General features: G+C 70.6%; 19 protein-coding genes and 1 pseudogene. 4 read left to right on the top strand and 16 right to left on the bottom strand.

Going from position 1 to position 17,010, the window contains the following annotated elements:
* Positions 1 to 78: 78 nt before the first annotated feature.
* The 5 genes and pseudogenes from rsfS to ABR571_RS04110 all read right to left on the bottom strand — a co-directional run bounded on the left by rsfS (position 79) and on the right by ABR571_RS04110 (position 2,341).
* The gene (gene rsfS, locus ABR571_RS04090) at positions 79 to 483 is read right to left on the bottom strand and encodes a ribosome silencing factor (protein ID WP_409451917.1); all 405 of its coding nucleotides are present in this window, start codon (positions 481 to 483) and stop codon (positions 79 to 81) included.
* Positions 484 to 495: 12 nt separating this feature from the next.
* Positions 496 to 1,080, bottom strand: coding sequence for a nicotinate-nucleotide adenylyltransferase (nadD, locus tag ABR571_RS04095; protein WP_409451918.1), 585 nt, complete (start codon positions 1,078 to 1,080; stop codon positions 496 to 498).
* Positions 1,081 to 1,090: 10 nt separating this feature from the next.
* Positions 1,091 to 1,261 (bottom strand): hypothetical protein, encoded by a 171-nt coding sequence (locus ABR571_RS04100; RefSeq protein WP_409451935.1) that lies wholly within the window; start codon positions 1,259 to 1,261, stop codon positions 1,091 to 1,093.
* A gap of 166 nt (positions 1,262 to 1,427) precedes the next feature.
* Positions 1,428 to 1,736: pseudogene (locus ABR571_RS04105) on the bottom strand (class I SAM-dependent methyltransferase); the annotation flags it as partial.
* A gap of 101 nt (positions 1,737 to 1,837) precedes the next feature.
* Positions 1,838 to 2,341, bottom strand: coding sequence for a GNAT family N-acetyltransferase (locus tag ABR571_RS04110; protein WP_409451919.1), 504 nt, complete (start codon positions 2,339 to 2,341; stop codon positions 1,838 to 1,840).
* Positions 2,342 to 2,392: 51 nt separating this feature from the next.
* On the opposite strand from ABR571_RS04110, the gene ABR571_RS04115 reads away from it, so the two are divergent.
* Positions 2,393 to 2,956, top strand: a complete 564-nt coding sequence (locus ABR571_RS04115; RefSeq protein ID WP_409451920.1) for a TetR/AcrR family transcriptional regulator — start codon at positions 2,393 to 2,395, stop codon at positions 2,954 to 2,956.
* On the opposite strand, the gene sppA is transcribed toward ABR571_RS04115, so the two are convergent.
* The 5 genes from sppA to ABR571_RS04140 all read right to left on the bottom strand — a co-directional run bounded on the left by sppA (position 2,943) and on the right by ABR571_RS04140 (position 9,740).
* Entirely contained in the window at positions 2,943 to 4,586 is a 1,644-nt protein-coding gene (sppA, locus tag ABR571_RS04120; RefSeq protein WP_409451921.1) for a signal peptide peptidase SppA, read from the bottom strand. The genes ABR571_RS04115 and sppA overlap by 14 nt on opposite strands.
* 54 nt (positions 4,587 to 4,640) lie before the next feature.
* Entirely contained in the window at positions 4,641 to 6,647 is a 2,007-nt protein-coding gene (locus tag ABR571_RS04125) for an SDR family oxidoreductase (RefSeq protein ID WP_409451922.1), read from the bottom strand.
* A gap of 85 nt (positions 6,648 to 6,732) precedes the next feature.
* Complete coding sequence (locus ABR571_RS04130; protein ID WP_409451923.1) at positions 6,733 to 8,238, bottom strand: adenylate/guanylate cyclase domain-containing protein; 1,506 nt, start codon at positions 8,236 to 8,238, stop codon at positions 6,733 to 6,735.
* 11 nt (positions 8,239 to 8,249) lie between these two features.
* Positions 8,250 to 9,299: a prenyltransferase gene (locus tag ABR571_RS04135; RefSeq protein WP_409451924.1), complete on the bottom strand. Its 1,050-nt coding sequence runs from the start codon at positions 9,297 to 9,299 to the stop codon at positions 8,250 to 8,252.
* A 30-nt stretch (positions 9,300 to 9,329) separates the two neighbouring features.
* The gene (locus ABR571_RS04140) at positions 9,330 to 9,740 is read right to left on the bottom strand and encodes a VOC family protein (protein ID WP_409451925.1); all 411 of its coding nucleotides are present in this window, start codon (positions 9,738 to 9,740) and stop codon (positions 9,330 to 9,332) included.
* Positions 9,741 to 9,848: 108 nt separating this feature from the next.
* Between ABR571_RS04140 and ABR571_RS04145 the strand changes: the two genes are divergently transcribed.
* Positions 9,849 to 11,207: a sensor histidine kinase gene (locus ABR571_RS04145; protein ID WP_409451926.1), complete on the top strand. Its 1,359-nt coding sequence runs from the start codon at positions 9,849 to 9,851 to the stop codon at positions 11,205 to 11,207.
* Positions 11,204 to 11,848: a LuxR C-terminal-related transcriptional regulator gene (locus tag ABR571_RS04150; RefSeq protein ID WP_409451927.1), complete on the top strand. Its 645-nt coding sequence runs from the start codon at positions 11,204 to 11,206 to the stop codon at positions 11,846 to 11,848. The genes ABR571_RS04145 and ABR571_RS04150 overlap by 4 nt, the downstream gene beginning before the upstream one ends.
* Before the next feature lie 85 nt (positions 11,849 to 11,933).
* On the opposite strand, the gene ABR571_RS04155 is transcribed toward ABR571_RS04150, so the two are convergent.
* Positions 11,934 to 12,287 (bottom strand): nuclear transport factor 2 family protein, encoded by a 354-nt coding sequence (locus ABR571_RS04155; RefSeq protein ID WP_409451928.1) that lies wholly within the window; start codon positions 12,285 to 12,287, stop codon positions 11,934 to 11,936.
* 142 nt (positions 12,288 to 12,429) lie between these two features.
* Here ABR571_RS04155 and ABR571_RS04160 point away from each other — a divergent pair, with 142 nt between their 5' ends.
* Positions 12,430 to 13,215: a helix-turn-helix domain-containing protein gene (locus ABR571_RS04160; protein ID WP_409451929.1), complete on the top strand. Its 786-nt coding sequence runs from the start codon at positions 12,430 to 12,432 to the stop codon at positions 13,213 to 13,215.
* 4 nt (positions 13,216 to 13,219) lie between these two features.
* On the opposite strand, the gene ABR571_RS04165 is transcribed toward ABR571_RS04160, so the two are convergent.
* From ABR571_RS04165 to rplU, 5 genes are all read right to left on the bottom strand, one after another.
* Positions 13,220 to 13,534: a lipopolysaccharide assembly LapA domain-containing protein gene (locus ABR571_RS04165; protein WP_409451930.1), complete on the bottom strand. Its 315-nt coding sequence runs from the start codon at positions 13,532 to 13,534 to the stop codon at positions 13,220 to 13,222.
* A gap of 44 nt (positions 13,535 to 13,578) precedes the next feature.
* Positions 13,579 to 14,670: a glutamate 5-kinase gene (proB, locus tag ABR571_RS04170; RefSeq protein ID WP_409451931.1), complete on the bottom strand. Its 1,092-nt coding sequence runs from the start codon at positions 14,668 to 14,670 to the stop codon at positions 13,579 to 13,581.
* Positions 14,667 to 16,136, bottom strand: a complete 1,470-nt coding sequence (gene obgE, locus ABR571_RS04175; RefSeq protein WP_409451932.1) for a GTPase ObgE — start codon at positions 16,134 to 16,136, stop codon at positions 14,667 to 14,669. Before obgE ends, proB begins: the two co-directional genes overlap by 4 nt.
* A gap of 99 nt (positions 16,137 to 16,235) precedes the next feature.
* Positions 16,236 to 16,493 carry a 50S ribosomal protein L27 gene (rpmA, locus tag ABR571_RS04180; protein WP_409451933.1) on the bottom strand — a complete coding sequence of 86 codons (258 nt, stop codon included), beginning with the start codon at positions 16,491 to 16,493 and terminating at the stop codon, positions 16,236 to 16,238.
* A 13-nt stretch (positions 16,494 to 16,506) separates the two neighbouring features.
* Positions 16,507 to 16,818, bottom strand: coding sequence for a 50S ribosomal protein L21 (gene rplU / locus ABR571_RS04185; protein WP_409451934.1), 312 nt, complete (start codon positions 16,816 to 16,818; stop codon positions 16,507 to 16,509).
* Positions 16,819 to 17,010: the final 192 nt, after the last annotated feature.

Here is a 17,010-nt window from a genome sequence, read left to right on the forward strand (position 1 = left end):
GGTCGGCCTGGCCCTGGAACCGCCGCTCGGCGTTCCACGCCGTGCGACCGTGCCGCAGCAGGACCAACCGGCGCGCGTTCACCCGTCGACGCCGGCTGCGCGTTCTGCGGCGTGGGCCTCGGCCGCCGCATCGGTGAACGGGATGAACGGGCAGTCCTTCCACAGCCGCTCGAGCGCGTAGAACACGCGCTCCTCGGAGTGCTGCACGTGGACGACGACATCGCCGTAGTCGAGCAGCACCCAGCGCCCGTCGCGCTGCCCCTCGCGGCGGATCGGTTTGTGGCCGGCCAGCCGGGCCTGCTCCTCGACGGCGTCGACGATTGCCTCGACCTGTCGCTCGGTGTTGCCGGTGGCGACGACGAAGACATCGGTGATGGCCAGCCGGTCGCTGACGTCGATGAGGACGATGTCGCTCGCGAGCTTGTCGGCGGCGGCCTGGGCGGCGATCTGCGCGAGGGCGGCGGCTTCTCTTGTGGCAGTCATTTGCTGTGAAGTCTACGGACGATAGAGGTGGTGCTTGTTGATGTACTGCACTACGCCGTCCGGGACGAGGTACCAGACCGGCCGGCCCTCGGCGACCCGCTCGCGGCAGCCACTGGAGGATATGGCCATCGCCGGGACGTCGAGCAGCGTCACCGAGTCGATCGGCAGGTGCTCGGCCGAGAGGTGGTACCCCGGCCGGGTGACGCCGACGAAGTGCGCCAGCTTCAGCGCGCCCTCGGCGTTGCGCCAGGACAGGATCTGCGCGAGCGCGTCGGCGCCGGTGATGAAGTACAGCTCGGAGTCCGGACGCTGCTCGGCGATGTCGGTGATCGTGTCCACCGTGTAGGTCGGGCCGGGACGGTCGATGTCGACCCGGCTCACCCAGAAGTGCGGGTTCGACGCAGTGGCGATGACCGTCATCAGGTAACGGTGCTCGGCCGGACTCACCCGGCGCGTCAACTTCTGATACGGCTCACCGGTCGGGACGAACACCACCTCGTCCAACGAGAACAGCGACGCGACCTCGCTGGCGGCGACGAGGTGGCCGTGGTGGATCGGGTCGAACGTGCCGCCCATGATCCCCACGCGATGCGTCATGGCGGCGATCCTACGAGGACGGCGGCGCGATCCCGACTGCGAGCACGCGCCGGGTGCGGTCGAGCGAGGGCAGGACACGCGTCGCCTCGTCGTGCAGCGATTCGAGAGCCGGGTCGCCCGCCGGCTCCACCTCGGCGGCGAGTTCCCAGTGGCGACGCTCGGCCGCGCGCCATCCGGGCATGTGCCGCACATCGACGTCGGCGAAAGCCGGCCGCCCGCAGCGCCGCTGCGATGTCGTGCCGCATCCGGGCCGGCAGCCCCTCATCCCCCGGCTCGAGCGCCTCCCAGCCGGTGAGGGCCAGCCGTCCACCCGGCGCGAGGATCCGGAGGCACTCGGCGATGCCGCCGGCATAGGGATCGGCGAATTGCATCGCGTCGATGCAGACCACTGCGGTGGCGCTGGCGTCGGACAGCCGCGTGTCCGTCAGCTCGCCCACCCGGAAGTCGGCGAAACCGTCGGCCTTCTGGCGCGCGCGCTGGATCGCGACCGCGGCGAAGTCGATGCCGATCAACGCCGCTCCGGTGCGGTGCGCGATCTCGAGGCCGTACCCGCCGCGTCCGCAGGCGAGATCGACCAGGGTGTCGCCCGGATCGACGCCGAGCACCTCGACGAGGTCGGCGATGCCGTCCCATGACAGCAGGCTCGTCGACTCCATCGCGGTGCCAGTGGGAGGGCGCGGATGGCGATCTCCTCATGCGCGGGCTAGCGGCCCAGGTCGGAGCACCACTTGTCGAAGTTCTGCGCGTCGGGAAGGGGTCATGTCATAGAGGATGCCGCAAGGTCGAGTTCGTAGGTCTGCCCGACCAGGTCGACGCCGTAACTGTGGTGCGGTTCCTCGCCGACGAGGGTGAAGCCGGCGGCGAGATAGATGGATCGGGCGGCGACCAGCGGATGGTTCGTCCAGAGGACCATCCGCCGGTAGTCGGCCTGCCGCGCGAAGTCGAGGCAGGCGTCGACGAGGCGGGTACCGAGCCGATGCCCCCTGGCTCGGGGATCGACGAGCAGGATCCGCAGGCGGGCCGTCTCGCGGTCCTCGGCGACGCAGAACACGCAACCGACCCGTTCGCCGTCGAGCTCGGCGATCCAGGCGGCCTCTCGCACAGCGTCGTGCTCGTTCGCCCAATCGGCCACGATGCGGGCAACCAGCGCCTCGAAAGTGACGTCCCAGCCGAACTCGCGGGCGTAGAGCTCGCCGTGCGCCTGGATCACCCAGCCCAGGTCGCCCGGCTGGCCGGTGGGGCGAATCGTCGCCTCGGTCATGTCGACCTCCCAACTACTGACACGAATGTATCAGTAGGTCATACTCGGGCTGTGACGTCAGCCGAGTCCCCGCGCCGGATCGAGATCGTCGAAGCGGCCTACCGATACGTGCTGGCCAACGGCCTGGCGGGGGCGTCGCTGCGGCCGGTGGCCGAGGCGACCGGTTCCAGTACCGGCGTCCTGCGCTTCCTCTTCGGCTCCAAAGACGGCTTGGTCGTCGCACTGCTCGAGCGGGCGCGCTCCGACGAGCTCGAGCTCCTGGCGACGGTGCCCCCCGACGCCGACCTCCCAACGGTCGCGCGCGCGGTGTGGGCGTGGCTGGCTGACCCGGCGCACCGTCCGCTGCTGCGCCTCTGGGTCGAGAGCTACGCCGCGTCGCTGCAGGACGAATCGGGACCGTGGTCCGGCTTCGCCCGCGCGACGGTCGACGACTGGCTGCGTGTCCTGGCCCAGGCGCAACCGCCGCAGGTGCGCCGGACCGCAGCGGGCAGGGCCGAGCGCACGGCCGTTCTGGCGGTACTGCGCGGCGCCATGCTCGACCTCCTGGCCACCGGTGACCGAACGCGGACCCGGGCCGCCGTCGAAGTCGGTCTGGCCCGCCTCAGCGCAGGGTGATGCCGGGCATCCGGAGCGGTCCGGCGCCGGGCAGCCCGAGCGCGGCGGCCAGGCCGCTGAGATCGCCCCATGCCGACACCGATGCCGCGGCGCGTGGGTCGTCGCTGGACGTCGGCCGACGCAGCCGGGCCAGAGGCGGCACGTGGATCGCCGGCCGGACCGGGGCGTCCGGGCGCAGTCCGGCCCGCTTGCGCGCGATCGCCGCCGCGTCGCGCAGGCCGCCGAGGCTGTCGACGAGACCGTTGCCCGTCGCGTCCGCGCCGGACCAGATGCGTCCCTTCGCGACCCGGTGCACGTCGTCGAACGACATGTGCCGCCCGTCGGCGACTTTCTGCACGAAGTCGGCGTAGATACGGTCGAGCATCCCGGCCAGCTTTGCCCGTTCGTCGTCACTGAACCCGCGGCGCAGCGAGAACATCCGCGCCGTGCCGCCGTGCTCGACCGCACCGGTGGACAGCCCCACCCGCTCGAGCAGGTCGGCGATGACGATCTTGCCGCCCAGCACGCCGATCGATCCGGTGATGGTGGCCGGCTGGGCGACGATGACGTCGGCCGGGCAGGCGATGTAATAGCCGCCGGAACCGGCCAGCGAGCCCATCGACACGACGACCGGCTTGCCGCTGCGCCGGGTCAGCTCCACCTCGCGCCAGATCGTGTCCGAGGCGACCGCGGAGCCGCCCGGCGAGTCGATGCGGAAGACCACCGCCTTGACGTGCTCGTTCTCCCGCGAGGCACGCAACGCCGCGCTGACCGTGTTGCTCCCGACAATCGGACCGCGCGGGGTCGATCGGCTGCGGCCGATGGCGATCTCGCCGTGCGCCTCGACCAGCGCGACCGAACCCTGGGACCGGCGAACAAGAGTGGCGGCCCTCCGGCGCGGCTTCCAGCGGTCGGCGAAGAGCAGTTCGACGTCGGTGCCGAGCCGGGCGCGCAGATCGGCGTACACCTCGTCGCGATAGCCACTGCGGTCGATCAACCGGGCGCCCTGGGCGTCGACCGCGGAGAGCGGCGCCCGTTCGGACAGCGCGCGGACCTCGGCCGCGGGCAGACCTCGGCCCTCGGCGATCGCCTCGACGGCGACATCCCACGTCGACTCGACGATGCGGTCGACGGCCTCGCGGTGCGCGGGGGTGAACCCGGTGCGCATGATGCGGTCCGCCGCGCTCTTGTACTCATGGCGCTTGTCGAGTTGCGGCTCGATGCCGATCTTGTCGAGCGCGCCGCGAAGGAAGGTCGTCTCGGCGGCCACCCCCATCAGCGCGAGCTCCCCGGACGGCTGCAGCCAGATCTCCGAGCACCCCGTCGCCAGGACGTAGTCAGCCGTGCCGTTGCCGCCTTCGCCGAAGCTCTCGGCCCACCCGACCGTCGGCTTGCCACTGGCGGCGAAGGCCCGCAGGCCGGCCCGCAGCTCCTGCACCATCGCCCAGGGCAGGGCTGCGCCACCCAGCTTCACGATGATGCCGCGGACGTGCCGATCGTCGCCCGACTCGTGCAGCGTGCGCAGGACGGCCCCCAGCCGTGGGCGGTGCCGGCTACGCAGCTTTCCGAGGAGGTCCTCGGGCTCCACTTCGATGGGTACCGCGGTCAGGTCGAGTTCGAGCAACAGGGCCGGACGGTGCAGCGAGACCATCAGTTCACGGTAGTGCGCCCCGCGGTCCGCCGCCGTTCACGGTATTTGCCGCGCCTACCAGTGCACGCCGCGCAGGATGTGCGCGAAGGCTACGCTCTCGGTCGACGGCTCGTCCTTCTTCTGGCCCTTCGTCTCACCACGGGCGGCGTGCGAGTCGGGGAACAGCTTGTAACCGGCGTTGAGGATGACGTCCACCCCGCGCGGCGCCACCTGGTAGGCGAGCGCGCCGGCGTTGCCCATCGCCGTGCCGGAGTGCTTCGGCTTGCGGACCATCGCCTTGCAGATCATGTCGGCCGCCTCGGCCGGGCTCATCGTCGGGAACCGGTCGTACATCTTCGTCGGCGCGATCATCGGTGTGCGGACGAGCGGCATGTGGATCGTCGTGAGGTGCACGCCGTCGTCGATGACCTCGGACGCGATGCAGCGGGAGAACGCGTCCAGCGCTGCCTTGGACGCCACGTAGGCGGAGAAGCGCGGGATGTTGGTCTGCACGCCGATCGAGCTGACGTTGATGATGTGCCCGCCCTTCCGGCCGTCCGGGCTCACCTGCCGCATGATCGGCAGGAGCGAGAGGATCAGCCGCACCGGGCCGAAGTAGTTGAGCTGCATGGTGCGCTCGAAGTCGTGGAACCGGTCGTAGGACAGCGCGATCGACCGGCGAATCGACCGGCCGGCATTGTTGACCAGCACGTCCACCCGTCCGTGCTCCTGCAGGACTTCCTTGGCCATCCGCTCGATGTCGCTCATGTCGGCGAGATCGCAGCGGTGGACGAAGGCCATGCCACCGAGGTCCTCGATCTCGAGCTTGGTCTGCTCGAGCTGTTCGACGCCACGCGCCACGAGCAGCACGCGTCCGCCCGCGGCACCGACCCGCAGCGCGGTGGCCCGACCGATGCCCGACGACGCTCCGGTGATCATCACTGTCTTGCCCTTGATCGCCCGGGCGAGCTGCTTGTCCTTCCTGCGGTCGGGGCTGTAGGCGCGCTCCCAGTAGTCCCAGAGCGTCTGGGCGTAGGTGTTGAACGGCGGCACCTCGATGCCGGTGCCGGCCAGGATCGCCTGCGTCTTGGACGAGTCGAAGTGCGTCGGGTAGGTGAGGTAGGCGAACGACTCGCGCGGGATGCCCAGCTCGGCCAGCACGAGATCGGTGACCTGCTTGGCCCCTGGGAGTCGTGACAGCGTGGTGCCCAACCGGAGGGGCAGCGCGTCGAGCGCCCGGGCGTCCACGTTCAGGGTGGGCTGAGGTGCCTTGGCCGCCTTCGCCAGGGCCTTGAACAGCGCGCCGACCGTGAGCGGCGCCGGGTCGGTGAGGTGGAACGCCTGCCCGTCGAGATCGGGGACGTGCGCGATGTGGTCCATTGCCTTGGCCACGTAGTCGACGGGGACGAGGTTGATCTCGCCGCCCTCGATGCCGATGCCGCGGAACCACGACGGAGCCAGCCCGCGCACCCGCTGCAGCGCCTTGAAGAAGTAGTACGGGCCGTCGATCTTGTCGATCTCACCGGTCTGCGAGTGGCCGACAACGGCGCCGGGGCGGTAGACCCGCCACGGAACCGTGCTCTCCTTGCGGACGACCGCCTCGGACTCGTGCTTGGTCGCGTAGTAGGGGTTGTGCTCGACGTCCTGCGCCTCTTCGAACATGTCCTCGGTGAAGACGCCGCGGTACAGCCCGGCCGCGGCGATGGAGCTGACCTGGTGGAAGTGGCCGGCGTGCACAGCCTCGGCCAGCTGCAGGGCGTGGCGGGTCCCCTCGACGTTCGCCTCGCGCTGGCTGTCGGCGTCGGCGGTGAGGTCGTAGATGGCGGCGAGGTGGAAGAAGTGCTCGATGGTGCCCGAGAGCCGCTCGACCTCGTTGTCGTCGACGCCGAGCCGCGGCTTGGACAGGTCGCCCAGCACCGGCACGATGCGGTCGTCGTCCCCGAGGCGGGCCTTGAGCGCGTCCAGCTTGTCCAGCGAGCTGGCCCGGCACAGGCAGTAGATCGTCCCCTCGCGGTGGTCGAGGAGTTCCGCGATCAGGAACCGGCCGATGAAGCCGGTCGCACCCGTGACGAAGTAGGCCATGGTTCCTCCTGGGATTGCCTGTAGCGGTCAGTCTCGTGCAGGCGAGGCGGATATTCCACCCAGGCCCGACTACGTCACGCCCGCCTCACGGACGGGAGTCGGCCTGGCCCGCGCGTGCCCGGTAGCGCTGCACCGCGTTTCCCACCCGTAGGGCCGCCCGCGCCACCCGCGGGGCGGTTCGCGCCGTCCGCAGCGCCGCCCGGTCCAACGCCGTCTCCAGCGATCGCTCGACCGGCAGTCCCACCTGCGCGGCGGTCCCGACCAACGCGGACAACGTCCACCGACCGGGAACGCCCTTCAGCGCGTGCCGGCCGCGATCGGCGAACTCGAGCCCGGAGCCGGCGACGAGGTCACTGACGGTGCCCGAAACCAGCACCTCACCAGGGCCCGCGAGGGCGCAGATCCGCGCCCCGATGTGCACCCCGAGCCCGGTGACGTCGCGGCCGGTGCGGACCAGCTCGCCGGTGTGCAGCCCGGCCCGCACCTCGATACCGAGGCCCTCTGCGTCGGTGCGTATCCGGTCCGCGCAGCGCACCGCCTTCGCCGGGCCGTCAAACACACTCAAGGTCCCGTCGCCGATGACGTTGGCGACCCGACCACCGTGTTCGTCGACGCGTAGCCGGACCTGCCGTTCGTGGCTTCCCCTCAGTTCTCGATAGGCCGCATCCCCGATTCGGGCCAGCAGCGGGGTCGAGTTGACGACGTCAGTGAACAGGACGGTGCCGAGGAATTGGTCGGCGTCGGGTTGGAACCTCTCGCCGGTCGCCGCCTCCTTGACGTGGTCCCAGACGTCCACGTAGGCCTCGGCGATCGAGGCACCGGGTGGTGTCGGCGGCAGTTCGTGGAAGGTGGCATTGGGGATGAGCTCGGCCGCGTACCGCACCGCGGCGACGGGCTCGTGCGCTGTCGGCGTGTAGAGGACGCGGGTGGGCGCCTGCACCGAGGCCACGTACGGCCTCATGTCGAGCCGCAGCGCGGCCTCGACATACATCCGCGCGAAGGCGGGCTTGGCCGAACACCGCTCCAGCAGCGCCATCAACCGCCGGTTGTAGCCCGTCGCGAGCGACGAATCCCACATCTCGATCGTCTCGCCGCTGCCCCAACGCTCCACGACCCGGCGCCAACCGGCGGCGTAGCCGGCTGCGTCGGCTGCAGTCCAACCGCACTGCTCGGCGCCGGGCGTTAAGGGCCCGCACGCGAGAGCGCGAAGCAGCACGAGGCCCGACACCCGCTCGGGCGCCCGAGCCGCGGCGAGCACCACGGCGCCGCAGGTGGTCAGGGAGCCGACCAGCGTCGCCCGCTGCATCTCGGCCGCATCGAGCACCGCGAGCACGTCGTCGGCCTGCTGTTCGAGGGTGGGCCAGTAGGTGATCGGATCGGACGGCCCGGCGCCGCGCAACTGCATGTACGTCGTGCGGGAATAGGTGGCCGCGCGCTCGTACATCTCGTGCAGCTCGGGATCGGTCCACGAGAGGTCGAAGTGTTGCGCGATCTCCCCGACCCACAGCACGTCGGCCGGACCATCGCCCACGAGCTGGAAGGCGAGGAGCGCCCCGTCCCGCTCGATGTAGCGAGCCTCCGGGGCGTCCATGTCCGCAGATGCTAGAGCGTTGCGTGCGGGAACACCGCCCCGAGCGCGAGGCCGACGATGTACAGCCAGCCGAACGCGCGGTTGTGCACGAGGCAGACCCGGTGGTACCAGAGTGGCCAGCCGACGTAGCGGGCCGGCGGCTCGGCCGGGGTCGGGCGGCCCATCACCCGCAGCGCCTTCAGCGCACGCGGCGCAGCGACGAGCACGACCGCGACGAACGGTGTGAGCGCGCCGGCGAGCACCGCGATCAGGCTGGCCACGTACATCCCGGCCACGGCGGCCTGGTTCAGCGCTCGGGACGTCCGCTCCCCCAGCAGGACCGGCAGCGTGCGCTGATGGTGAGCGGTGTCGAACCCACGCTGGTCGATGTGCTTGCCCACCAGGATCGACATCACGCCCAGACCGGGCGGGACCGACGCGGCCCACGCCGCGCCGGACCAGTGGCCGGTGATGACGTAGTAGCCCCCGGCGATCATCAGCGGTCCCCACACCACGAAGGCGGCGACCTCACCCAGGCCGAGTTCCTTCAGGGCTCGCGGCGCGGCGTCATAGGCGTACAGCAGCACCCCGCCCACGACGGCCAGCCACACCGCGGGCCAACCACGCAATGCCACGAAGTAGGCCGCGATCGCAACGGTCATCAACGAGAGGACGACGAGGCCGCCGCCGAGCAGTCGCGGCGTGACCGCGCCGGACGCGATCGGGTGCAGCGTGTAACGGCGCCGCGGCGAGTCGTCGGTGTCGTGCCCGCGGCGGTACCCGAAGTAGTCGTTCGACAGGTTGCTGATCGCGTGCAGCACGACGTAGCCGACGAAGACGAGGACGAACGGCAGCACCTCGAACCGGCGGTCGGTGGCCGCGAGCAGACCGGCCATGATCGCCGACTGTGCGGAGATGACGAGGATGACGCTGCGCGCGGCGTAGAGGAGCCGGGTGACGGGGTCGAGGTGGCCGAATTCCTCGGCCTGAGCCGGGTAGAAGCCGGTGAACGCGCCCACCCACGCGAACGGGCCGCGCTGTGCCGGCGGGCGCTTACCGAGGGCTGGTGCGGGAGTACTCATCCTTCGAGCGTACGTCCGGTTCAGGGCCACTCAGACGTGCGATTGCGCACCCGGCGGACCGAGCAGATCCCACCGGTTGCCGGCCACGTCGAGGAACACCGCGACCTGCCCGTAGGCCTCGGTCCGCGGCTCGGTCACGAATCGCACCCGGCCTGCGGTCATCCGCTCGAACGCCTCGGCGAAGTCGTCCACCCGGAGGAAGAAACCCACCCGACCGGCGAACTGCTGCCCCACGACGGTCTGCTGCCGGGGGCCGTCGGCCTGCGCGAGCAGCAGGCCCGTGGCCGCGCCCGGTGGCCGGACCACCACCCAGCGCTTGGGGCGGCCGTCGTTGGTCAATGACGCCGAGTCCTCGGCCAACTCGAAGCCGAGCAGGTCGACGAAGAACCGGATGGCGTCGTCGTAATCGGTGACGACAAGCGCCGCCAGTTCGAGATGCATGGTGGGACGCTAGCGCCGGGCGTCGACAGGCGGGGTACGGGAAACCCCACCCCGGATAGACGAGGTTGCTCCATCGTCACCCGGCCCGCCGACGCCGACCATCGAGGCATGACAGTGAACAGCGATTCGGGCGACGCGGCTTTCTGGCAGGCTGACGGCGCGATGTCCGACCGCCGCCCTGTTTCCCGACTCCTTAGCGAACTCCTGCGCCGGCGAACGTGGCGCGAGGCGCTGTACGGCTTGGTCGGGCTGCCGATCGGCATTGCCGGGTTCGTCTTCACCATCGTGGCCCTGGCGCTCAGTGGTGGCCTGCTGATCACGTTCATCGGGCTGCCGCTGCTGGCGGCGACCGGCCTGGCGAGCCGGCAGATCGCGGCCGGGCTGCGGCGGCTGGCCAACCGGCTGGTGGGCGCCGACATCCCGGCGCCGCAGCCTTTCCGACCCGAGCGGGGGCTACTCGGCTGGATCGGGTCGTGCCTGCGTGACGGCACGGCGTGGCGATCCCGGCTCTACCTCGTGCTCAAGTTCCCGTTGGGTATCGCCGGCTTCGTCGTGACCGTGGTGTTCTGGACCTACGGCGTCGGCGGGATCACCTATGCGACCTGGCGGCCGGCCCTGGGTTGCAACCGGACGTCGGACGGCAAGTGTCACCACGCCATCGGTTTCACCGACACCTGGCAGGCGGATACGCCGTTCCGCATCGTCCTCATGTCCCTGGCCGGCCTGGTCCTGCTCCTGGCCGCACCGTGGGCCGTGCGGGGCATCGTCTATCTGGACGTGCTGGCGATGCGGCTGCTGCTCGGGCCCACGGCGAGGGCCGACCGGGTGGCCGAACTCGAGCGCACCCGCGCCGTCGCAGTCGACGACTCGGCGGCGACGCTGCGCCGCATCGAGCGCGACCTGCACGACGGCGCGCAGGCCCGGCTCGTCGCGCTGGCGATGAATGTGGGGCTGGCCCGGGAGAAGTTGGCCGAGGGCGGCGACGTGGGTGAGGCCGGCCGGCTGCTCGATCGCGCCCACGTCACGGCCAAGGAAGCGATCGTCGAACTGCGCGACCTCGCTCGGGGCATCCACCCGCCCGTGCTCGATGCCGGTCTCGACGCCGCCCTCGCGACGCTGACCGCGCACAGCGCGGTGCCGGTCCGGCTGTCCACCGCGATCACCGAGCGACCGCTCCCGGCCATCGAGACGATGGCCTACTTCTGCGCGGCCGAGTTGCTCACCAACGTCGCCAAGCACAGTGGAGCGCGCGGCGCCTGGGTGGACGCCCGGACCGTCTCGGGTCGCCTTCGCCTGGAAGTCGGCGACGACGGCCGGGGCGGGGCGCGCATCGGAGCCGGCAGCGGACTGTCCGGGCTGGCCGAACGGATCGCCACTGTGGACGGACGGCTGATCGTGAGCAGCCCGGACGGCGGCCCGACGACCGTCACCGTCGATCTACCCCTTCGGGCCGGGAGCACCGCATGAGGATCGTCATCGCCGAGGACAGCGCGATCCTGCGCGACGGGCTGGTCGGCCTGTTGACCGACCGCGGCCATGAGGTCGTCGCGGCGGTCGGCGACGGTGACGGCCTGCGCTCGGCCGTCGCCGCCTACCGTCCCGACGTCTGTGTCGTCGACATCCGGATGCCGCCCTCGTTCACCGACGAAGGCCTGCGCGCGGCCATAGCCATTCGCCATGCTCAGCCCGACGTCGGAGTGCTGGTGTTCTCCCAGTACGTCGAGACCCGCTACGCCGCCGAGCTGCTGGCGGGCTCCGCGCGCGGCGTCGGCTACCTGTTGAAGGACCGGGTGGCCGACGTCCGCGAGTTCGTCGACGCCCTGGGCCGGGTGGCGGCCGGCGGCACCGCCCTCGACCCCGAGGTCGTCGCCCAGCTGCTCGGCGCCACCCGGCACGGCGACTCGCTGGCCGCGCTGACGCCGAGGGAACGGGAGGTGCTGGAGCGGATGGCCGAGGGCCTGTCCAACGCCGGTATCGCAGCCGAGCTGGTGATCTCCGAACGCGCGGTGGAGAAGCACGTGGCCAACATCTTCATGAAGTTCGGCATGCCGCCGTCGGAGGGCGACAACCGGCGGGTGCTGGCCGTCCTGCGTTATCTGCAGTCCTGAGCCCCCCGTTCCCCCAGCTGATCAACAGACGGATCCCGTCGAATGTCGACGAAAACCGTCTGTTGATCACCGTGAGCAGAGCGGGTCAGGACGGGACGCGGTCGAGGAAGCCGAGGACCTTGTCGATACGACCGTCGCCGTCGAGGACCACGACGTCGAAGCCGACGACGATCGGTTCCGCGCCGGCCGGTCCGAGGCCCCACGTGAAGCGGGCGATGTCGTGATGCGCGTCGCCGCCGTCCACGGACGTGAAGACGAAGCCCGGGAACTGGGCCTGGACCGCGGCGATGGTGGCGTCCAGCTGGTCACCGCCGGTGACCTCGACCATCGGGTCGACGTAGGCGAGGTCTGGGCTCCAGAGTTCGGCGATCAGCGCTTGGCGGGCGTCGGCGTCGGTCTCGTTCCAGCAGGCGAGGTAGCGGTCGATCAGGTCGGACATGAGAGTTCCTCTCGTCGTTTCGGTGTTGACGACGACGATCCTGAGCCGAGCGGCAGCGGCCGTCGATTCCCTCGGAGGTAATGGGCCGCCATGACCTCGGAGGTAATCGCGAGCGCTCCCTCGGCTCGCTAGCGTTCGGCGCATGACGATCGCGAGCGCTCCCGCGCGACCCGTTGGCCAGCTGTTGCGCGACTGGCGCGAGCCGCGCCGGCTCAGCCAACTCGAGCTGTCGATCCAGGCCGAGATCTCGACCCGGCACCTGAGCTTCGTCGAGACCGGACGGTCCCGCCCCACGCCGGAGATGATCTTGAAGCTGACCGAGCACCTCGACGTGCCGCTGCGCGAGCGCAACCAACTGCTGCTGGCCGGTGGCTACGCGCCGGCCTACCCCCAGCACGGGCTGGACGCGCCCGAACTGGCCAGCGTGCGCGAAGCGTTGCGACTCGTGCTGACAGGGCACGAGCCGCGTCCGGCGCTGGTCATCAATCGCTGGTGGGAACTTCTCGACGCCAACGCCGCCGTCGCGGTGCTCACCGCCGGTTGCGCGCCGGAGTTGCTCGCACCGCCGGTGAACGTCCTGCGGCTGAGCCTGCACCCCGACGGCATGGCGCCCCGGATCCGCAACCTGGCTCAGTGGCGCGGGCACCTGCTCGAGCAGGTGCGGCGACGCGCCGAGCAGACCGGCGACGAGCGCCTCGTCCAACTGCACGACGAACTGGCGGGCTATCCGGGCGGCCGCGAGGCTGCGCCGCGGTCGGCGAACGTCGTGCTGCCGCTGCGGCTGGAGCATGAGACCGGCGAGCTGTCGTTCTTCTCGATCGCGGCCACTGTCGAGACGGCCGCCGACGTCACTGTCGAGGAACTGGTGATCGAGTCGTTCTATCCGGCCGATGCCGGAACCGCGCAGCGGCTTCGGGCGCTGGTCTGACCGGTCAGGACTTGGGTGGGTGGTTGCGGTGGCGGCGGTAGCGCAGCAGCCAGGTGATCACGCTGCCCAGCACCGCCGCGATCAGGATCGCGACGTAGAGCGGCGCCTTCACTTCGGGGATGATCAGCCGGATCTTCACCTTGCGTGAGTTCTCGATGATGAAGATGATCACCAGCACGAACAGCAGCCCGCCCAGGATCTGGCCGACCGAGACCGGTCGCTTGGTCCGGCCGCCGGCGCCCGCGCCTGTCCCGGGCCCGGCGCCCGGAGGGCCGGACGGCTGGTTCTGCGGTTGGTAGTACTGGCCCTGGTCCGTCATACCGGTGGCCTACCCGGCTGGCCCACCGGCGAATCGAGCCGCTGTCAGAGCAGGACGAGATCGTCGCGGTGCACGAGCTCGCGCCGGAATTCCGCGGGCAGCTCGCCCGTCTTGTGCCCGAGCAGTGGCGGCAGATCGGCGGCGTCGTACCCGACGAGTCCGCGGGCGACGGCGACACCGTCCGGACCGACCAAATCGACCGGCTCGCCGGAGTAGAAGTCACCGCGCACGCCGGTCACGCCGGCGGGCAGCAACGACATGCGCCGCTCGACGACGGCCGCGACGGCGCCCGCGTCGAGGACCAGGCTGCCGCGCGGCGTCGTGGCGTGGCGCAGCCAGAACAGCCGCGACGCGCTGCGGTCACCCCCGGCGTGGAACAGCGTCCCCGACGCGCCCTGCAGCGCCTCGGCTATCCGGGCGGCGGAGGACAGGACGACGGGGATCCCCTCGCTGGTGGCGATCGCGGCTGCGTCGATCTTCGTCGTCATGCCGCCGGATCCGACGTGGCTACCCGATCGACTGACGTCCACGTCGGCGAGTTCGGCCATCGACAGGACCTCGGCGATGAACTCCGCACCGGGGCGGCCGGGCTTGCCGGTGTACAGCCCGTCCACGTCAGTGAGCAGGACGAGCGCGTCCGCGTGCACGAGGTGCGACACCAGCGCCGCCAGCCGGTCGTTGTCACCGAAGCGGATCTCGTGGGTGGCCACGGTGTCGTTCTCGTTGACGATCGGAATCACGCCGAGCGCGAGCAGGCGCTCGAGCGTGCGGTCGGCGTTGCGGTAGTGCCCCCGCCGGTGCAGGTCGTCGGCGGTCAGCAGCACCTGCCCGACCGTCAACCCGTGCCGGGCGAAGGACGCCGCATAGCGCTCGGCCAGCAGCAGTTGCCCGACGCTCGCCGCGGCCTGCTGGGTGGCGAGGTCACGCGGCCGGGTGCGCAAGCCGAGCGGGCCGATGCCGGCGGCGATCGCACCCGATGACACGAGCACCACCTGCTGCGCGGCGGCAACGCGTGCGGCCAGCACGTCGACGATCGCGTCCAGGCGGTGCGGATCGAGCTGCCCGCGCGAGGTCAGCGACGACGAACCGACCTTGACGACGGTGCGCCGCGCCGTTGCGACCGCCTGCCTGCTCATTCGCCGTCCTCGTCCTCGTCCACACCGAAATCGTCGCCGTCGTCGGTGTGCAGCTTGCGGGCCTTCTTCGCGGCCAGCCGCTCGTGGGCGCGCGTTCGACCGGAGCCTTCAAAACGCGCGTCGGTCCCCCGCCGGGTGGGCAGGTAGTCGCTCTCGTCGATCCCGGCCGTGGGTTCGAAGTCGAACGTCACCGGCCCGATGGTGACCGAGGCGCCGGGCTCGGCGCCCTGCTTGGTGAGCTCGTTCTCGACGCCGAGGCGCTTGAGCCGGTCGGCCAGGTAGCCGACGGCCTCGTCGTTGGTGAAGTCGGTCTGCCGTACCCAGCGTTCGGGCTTCTCACCGCGCACGATGAAACCGCGCGGCTGGGCCGGGTCCGGACTCACGGTGAATCCGGCGTCGTCGACGGCGCGGGGATGCAGGACGATGCGAGTGCGGTCGTCGGCCGGGCGGGCGGCCCGATCGGCGGCCACCGCGTCGGCGAGGGCGAAGGTCAGCGCCCGCAGCCCGTCGTGCGAGACCGCGGAGATCTCGAAGACGCGCAGGCCGCGGGCTTCGAGCTCGGGGCGCACCATGTCGGCCAGTTCGCGGGCCTCGGGGATGTCGATCTTGTTGAGAGCCACCAGACGGGGCTTGCTCAGCAGCGCGCCGAACGTGCCCTCGTAGCGACCCAGCTCGCGCTCGAGGGCGTCGAGATCACTGAGCGGGTCACGATCGGGCTCGAGCGTGGCGCAGTCCAGCACGTGCAGCAGCACCGAGCAACGCTCGACATGGCGCAGGAAGTCCAGGCCGAGCCCCTTGCCCTCGGCGGCGCCGGGGATGAGCCCGGGCACATCGGCGACGGTGAAGGTCGTCTCACCCGCGCTGACCACACCGAGGTTGGGAACGAGCGTGGTGAACGGGTAGTCGGCGATCTTGGGGCGGGCAGCCGAGATGGCGGCGATGAGCGACGACTTCCCCGCGCTGGGGAAGCCGACCAGCCCGACGTCGGCGACACTCTTGAGCTCGAGCACGAGATCGCGGGTCTCGCCTGGCTCACCGAGCAGGGCGAAGCCGGGGGCCTTGCGCCGGGTCGAGGCGAGGGCGGCGTTGCCGAGACCCCCGCGGCCACCCTGCGCGGCGATCAGGGTCGTGCCGGCCCCGGTGAGGTCGGCCAGCACCTCGCCGTTCTCGTCCAGTACGACGGTGCCGTCGGGAACCCGGAGCTCGAGGTCCTCGCCCTCGGCGCCGTTGCGGTGGCTGCCCGCGCCCTGCTTGCCGTTGCCGGCCTTCTGGTGCGGATGGTGGTGGAAGTCCAGCAGGGTGTGGACGTTGTTGTCGACGATCAGCACGACGTTGCCGCCGCGGCCGCCGTTGCCGCCGTCCGGGCCGCCGAGCGGCTTGAACTTCTCGCGGTGGATGGACGCGACCCCGTGGCCGCCGTTGCCGGCGGTCAGGTGCAGCACAACCCGATCAACGAAGTTGGCCACAGGGAGACAGCCTTCCGGCTGGAAGTCAGAGGCAACAGCGTGCCTGGTGCTGCCGCTGGAACGCGATAACAGCAGTGAAATTCGGAGAGGCGGAGGAGCTCAGACCCCGGCCGGGACGATGTTGACGGTCTTGCGGCCGCGCGAGAGGCCGAACTGGACCGCGCCGGCCTCGAGGGCGAACAGCGTGTCGTCCTTGCCGCGACCCACGCCGGCGCCGGGGTGGAACTTCGTGCCGCGCTGGCGGATGAGGATCTCGCCGGCCTTGACGGTCTGGCCGCCGAAGCGCTTGACGCCGAGGTACTGGGCGTTGGAGTCGCGGCCGTTACGGGAGCTGGATGCACCCTTCTTGTGAGCCATGCTGAGCCATCCCCTACTTGGAGTTGATCGCGGTCACGCGCAGCTGGGTCAGCTTCTGACGGTGCCCCTGGCGCTTGTGGTAACCGGTCTTGTTCTTGAACTTGTGAATACGGATCTTGGGGCCCTTGGTCTGCGCGACCACCTCGGCGGTCACGTTCACCGCGGACAGCTTGTCGGCCTCATGGGTGACGGCGGTGCCGTCGACGAGCAGCAGCGCGGGAAGCGCAACCTCGGTACCGAGCTCGGCGTCGAGCTTCTCGACCTCGATCACATCGCCCTCGGCGACCTTGTACTGCTTGCCGCCGGTCTTGACGATGGCGTACATCGCGGGATCCACTCCTCGAACTTGCTCGCAGTTCTGCACACACAGAAACGCCCACCTCGCGATGGGCCGTCGTCCAGATTACGGCACCGGCGTCCTCATCGGCAAAACGCCCGGCTAGCCTGCGCGGATGACGTTGGCTGTGACGCCGGAATCCTGGGATTCCGCCGATGCTACGGCGCTGCGGGAGGCCCA

It is taken from the genome of Jatrophihabitans sp., assembly GCF_046262535.1.
Lineage (GTDB): Bacteria > Actinomycetota > Actinomycetes > Mycobacteriales > Jatrophihabitantaceae > Jatrophihabitans.

What these genes read in the sequence shown, in the direction of transcription:
- rsfS (WP_409451917.1), bottom strand. Translation starts at nt 483, where the DNA reads ATGACTGCCACAAGAGAAGCCGCCGCCCTCGCGCAGATCGCCGCCCAG.
- nadD (WP_409451918.1), bottom strand. Translation starts at nt 1,080, where the DNA reads ATGACGCATCGCGTGGGGATCATGGGCGGCACGTTCGACCCGATCCAC.
- ABR571_RS04100 (WP_409451935.1), bottom strand. Translation starts at nt 1,261, where the DNA reads ATGCCCGGATGGCGCGCGGCCGAGCGTCGCCACTGGGAACTCGCCGCC.
- ABR571_RS04110 (WP_409451919.1), bottom strand. Translation starts at nt 2,341, where the DNA reads ATGACCGAGGCGACGATTCGCCCCACCGGCCAGCCGGGCGACCTGGGC.
- sppA (WP_409451921.1), bottom strand. Translation starts at nt 4,586, where the DNA reads ATGGTCTCGCTGCACCGTCCGGCCCTGTTGCTCGAACTCGACCTGACC.
- ABR571_RS04125 (WP_409451922.1), bottom strand. Translation starts at nt 6,647, where the DNA reads ATGGCCTACTTCGTCACGGGTGCGACCGGCTTCATCGGCCGGTTCCTG.
- ABR571_RS04130 (WP_409451923.1), bottom strand. Translation starts at nt 8,238, where the DNA reads ATGGACGCCCCGGAGGCTCGCTACATCGAGCGGGACGGGGCGCTCCTC.
- ABR571_RS04135 (WP_409451924.1), bottom strand. Translation starts at nt 9,299, where the DNA reads ATGAGTACTCCCGCACCAGCCCTCGGTAAGCGCCCGCCGGCACAGCGC.
- ABR571_RS04140 (WP_409451925.1), bottom strand. Translation starts at nt 9,740, where the DNA reads ATGCATCTCGAACTGGCGGCGCTTGTCGTCACCGATTACGACGACGCC.
- ABR571_RS04145 (WP_409451926.1), top strand. Translation starts at nt 9,849, where the DNA reads ATGACAGTGAACAGCGATTCGGGCGACGCGGCTTTCTGGCAGGCTGAC.
- ABR571_RS04150 (WP_409451927.1), top strand. Translation starts at nt 11,204, where the DNA reads ATGAGGATCGTCATCGCCGAGGACAGCGCGATCCTGCGCGACGGGCTG.
- ABR571_RS04155 (WP_409451928.1), bottom strand. Translation starts at nt 12,287, where the DNA reads ATGTCCGACCTGATCGACCGCTACCTCGCCTGCTGGAACGAGACCGAC.
- ABR571_RS04160 (WP_409451929.1), top strand. Translation starts at nt 12,430, where the DNA reads ATGACGATCGCGAGCGCTCCCGCGCGACCCGTTGGCCAGCTGTTGCGC.
- ABR571_RS04165 (WP_409451930.1), bottom strand. Translation starts at nt 13,534, where the DNA reads ATGACGGACCAGGGCCAGTACTACCAACCGCAGAACCAGCCGTCCGGC.
- proB (WP_409451931.1), bottom strand. Translation starts at nt 14,670, where the DNA reads ATGAGCAGGCAGGCGGTCGCAACGGCGCGGCGCACCGTCGTCAAGGTC.
- rpmA (WP_409451933.1), bottom strand. Translation starts at nt 16,493, where the DNA reads ATGGCTCACAAGAAGGGTGCATCCAGCTCCCGTAACGGCCGCGACTCC.
- rplU (WP_409451934.1), bottom strand. Translation starts at nt 16,818, where the DNA reads ATGTACGCCATCGTCAAGACCGGCGGCAAGCAGTACAAGGTCGCCGAG.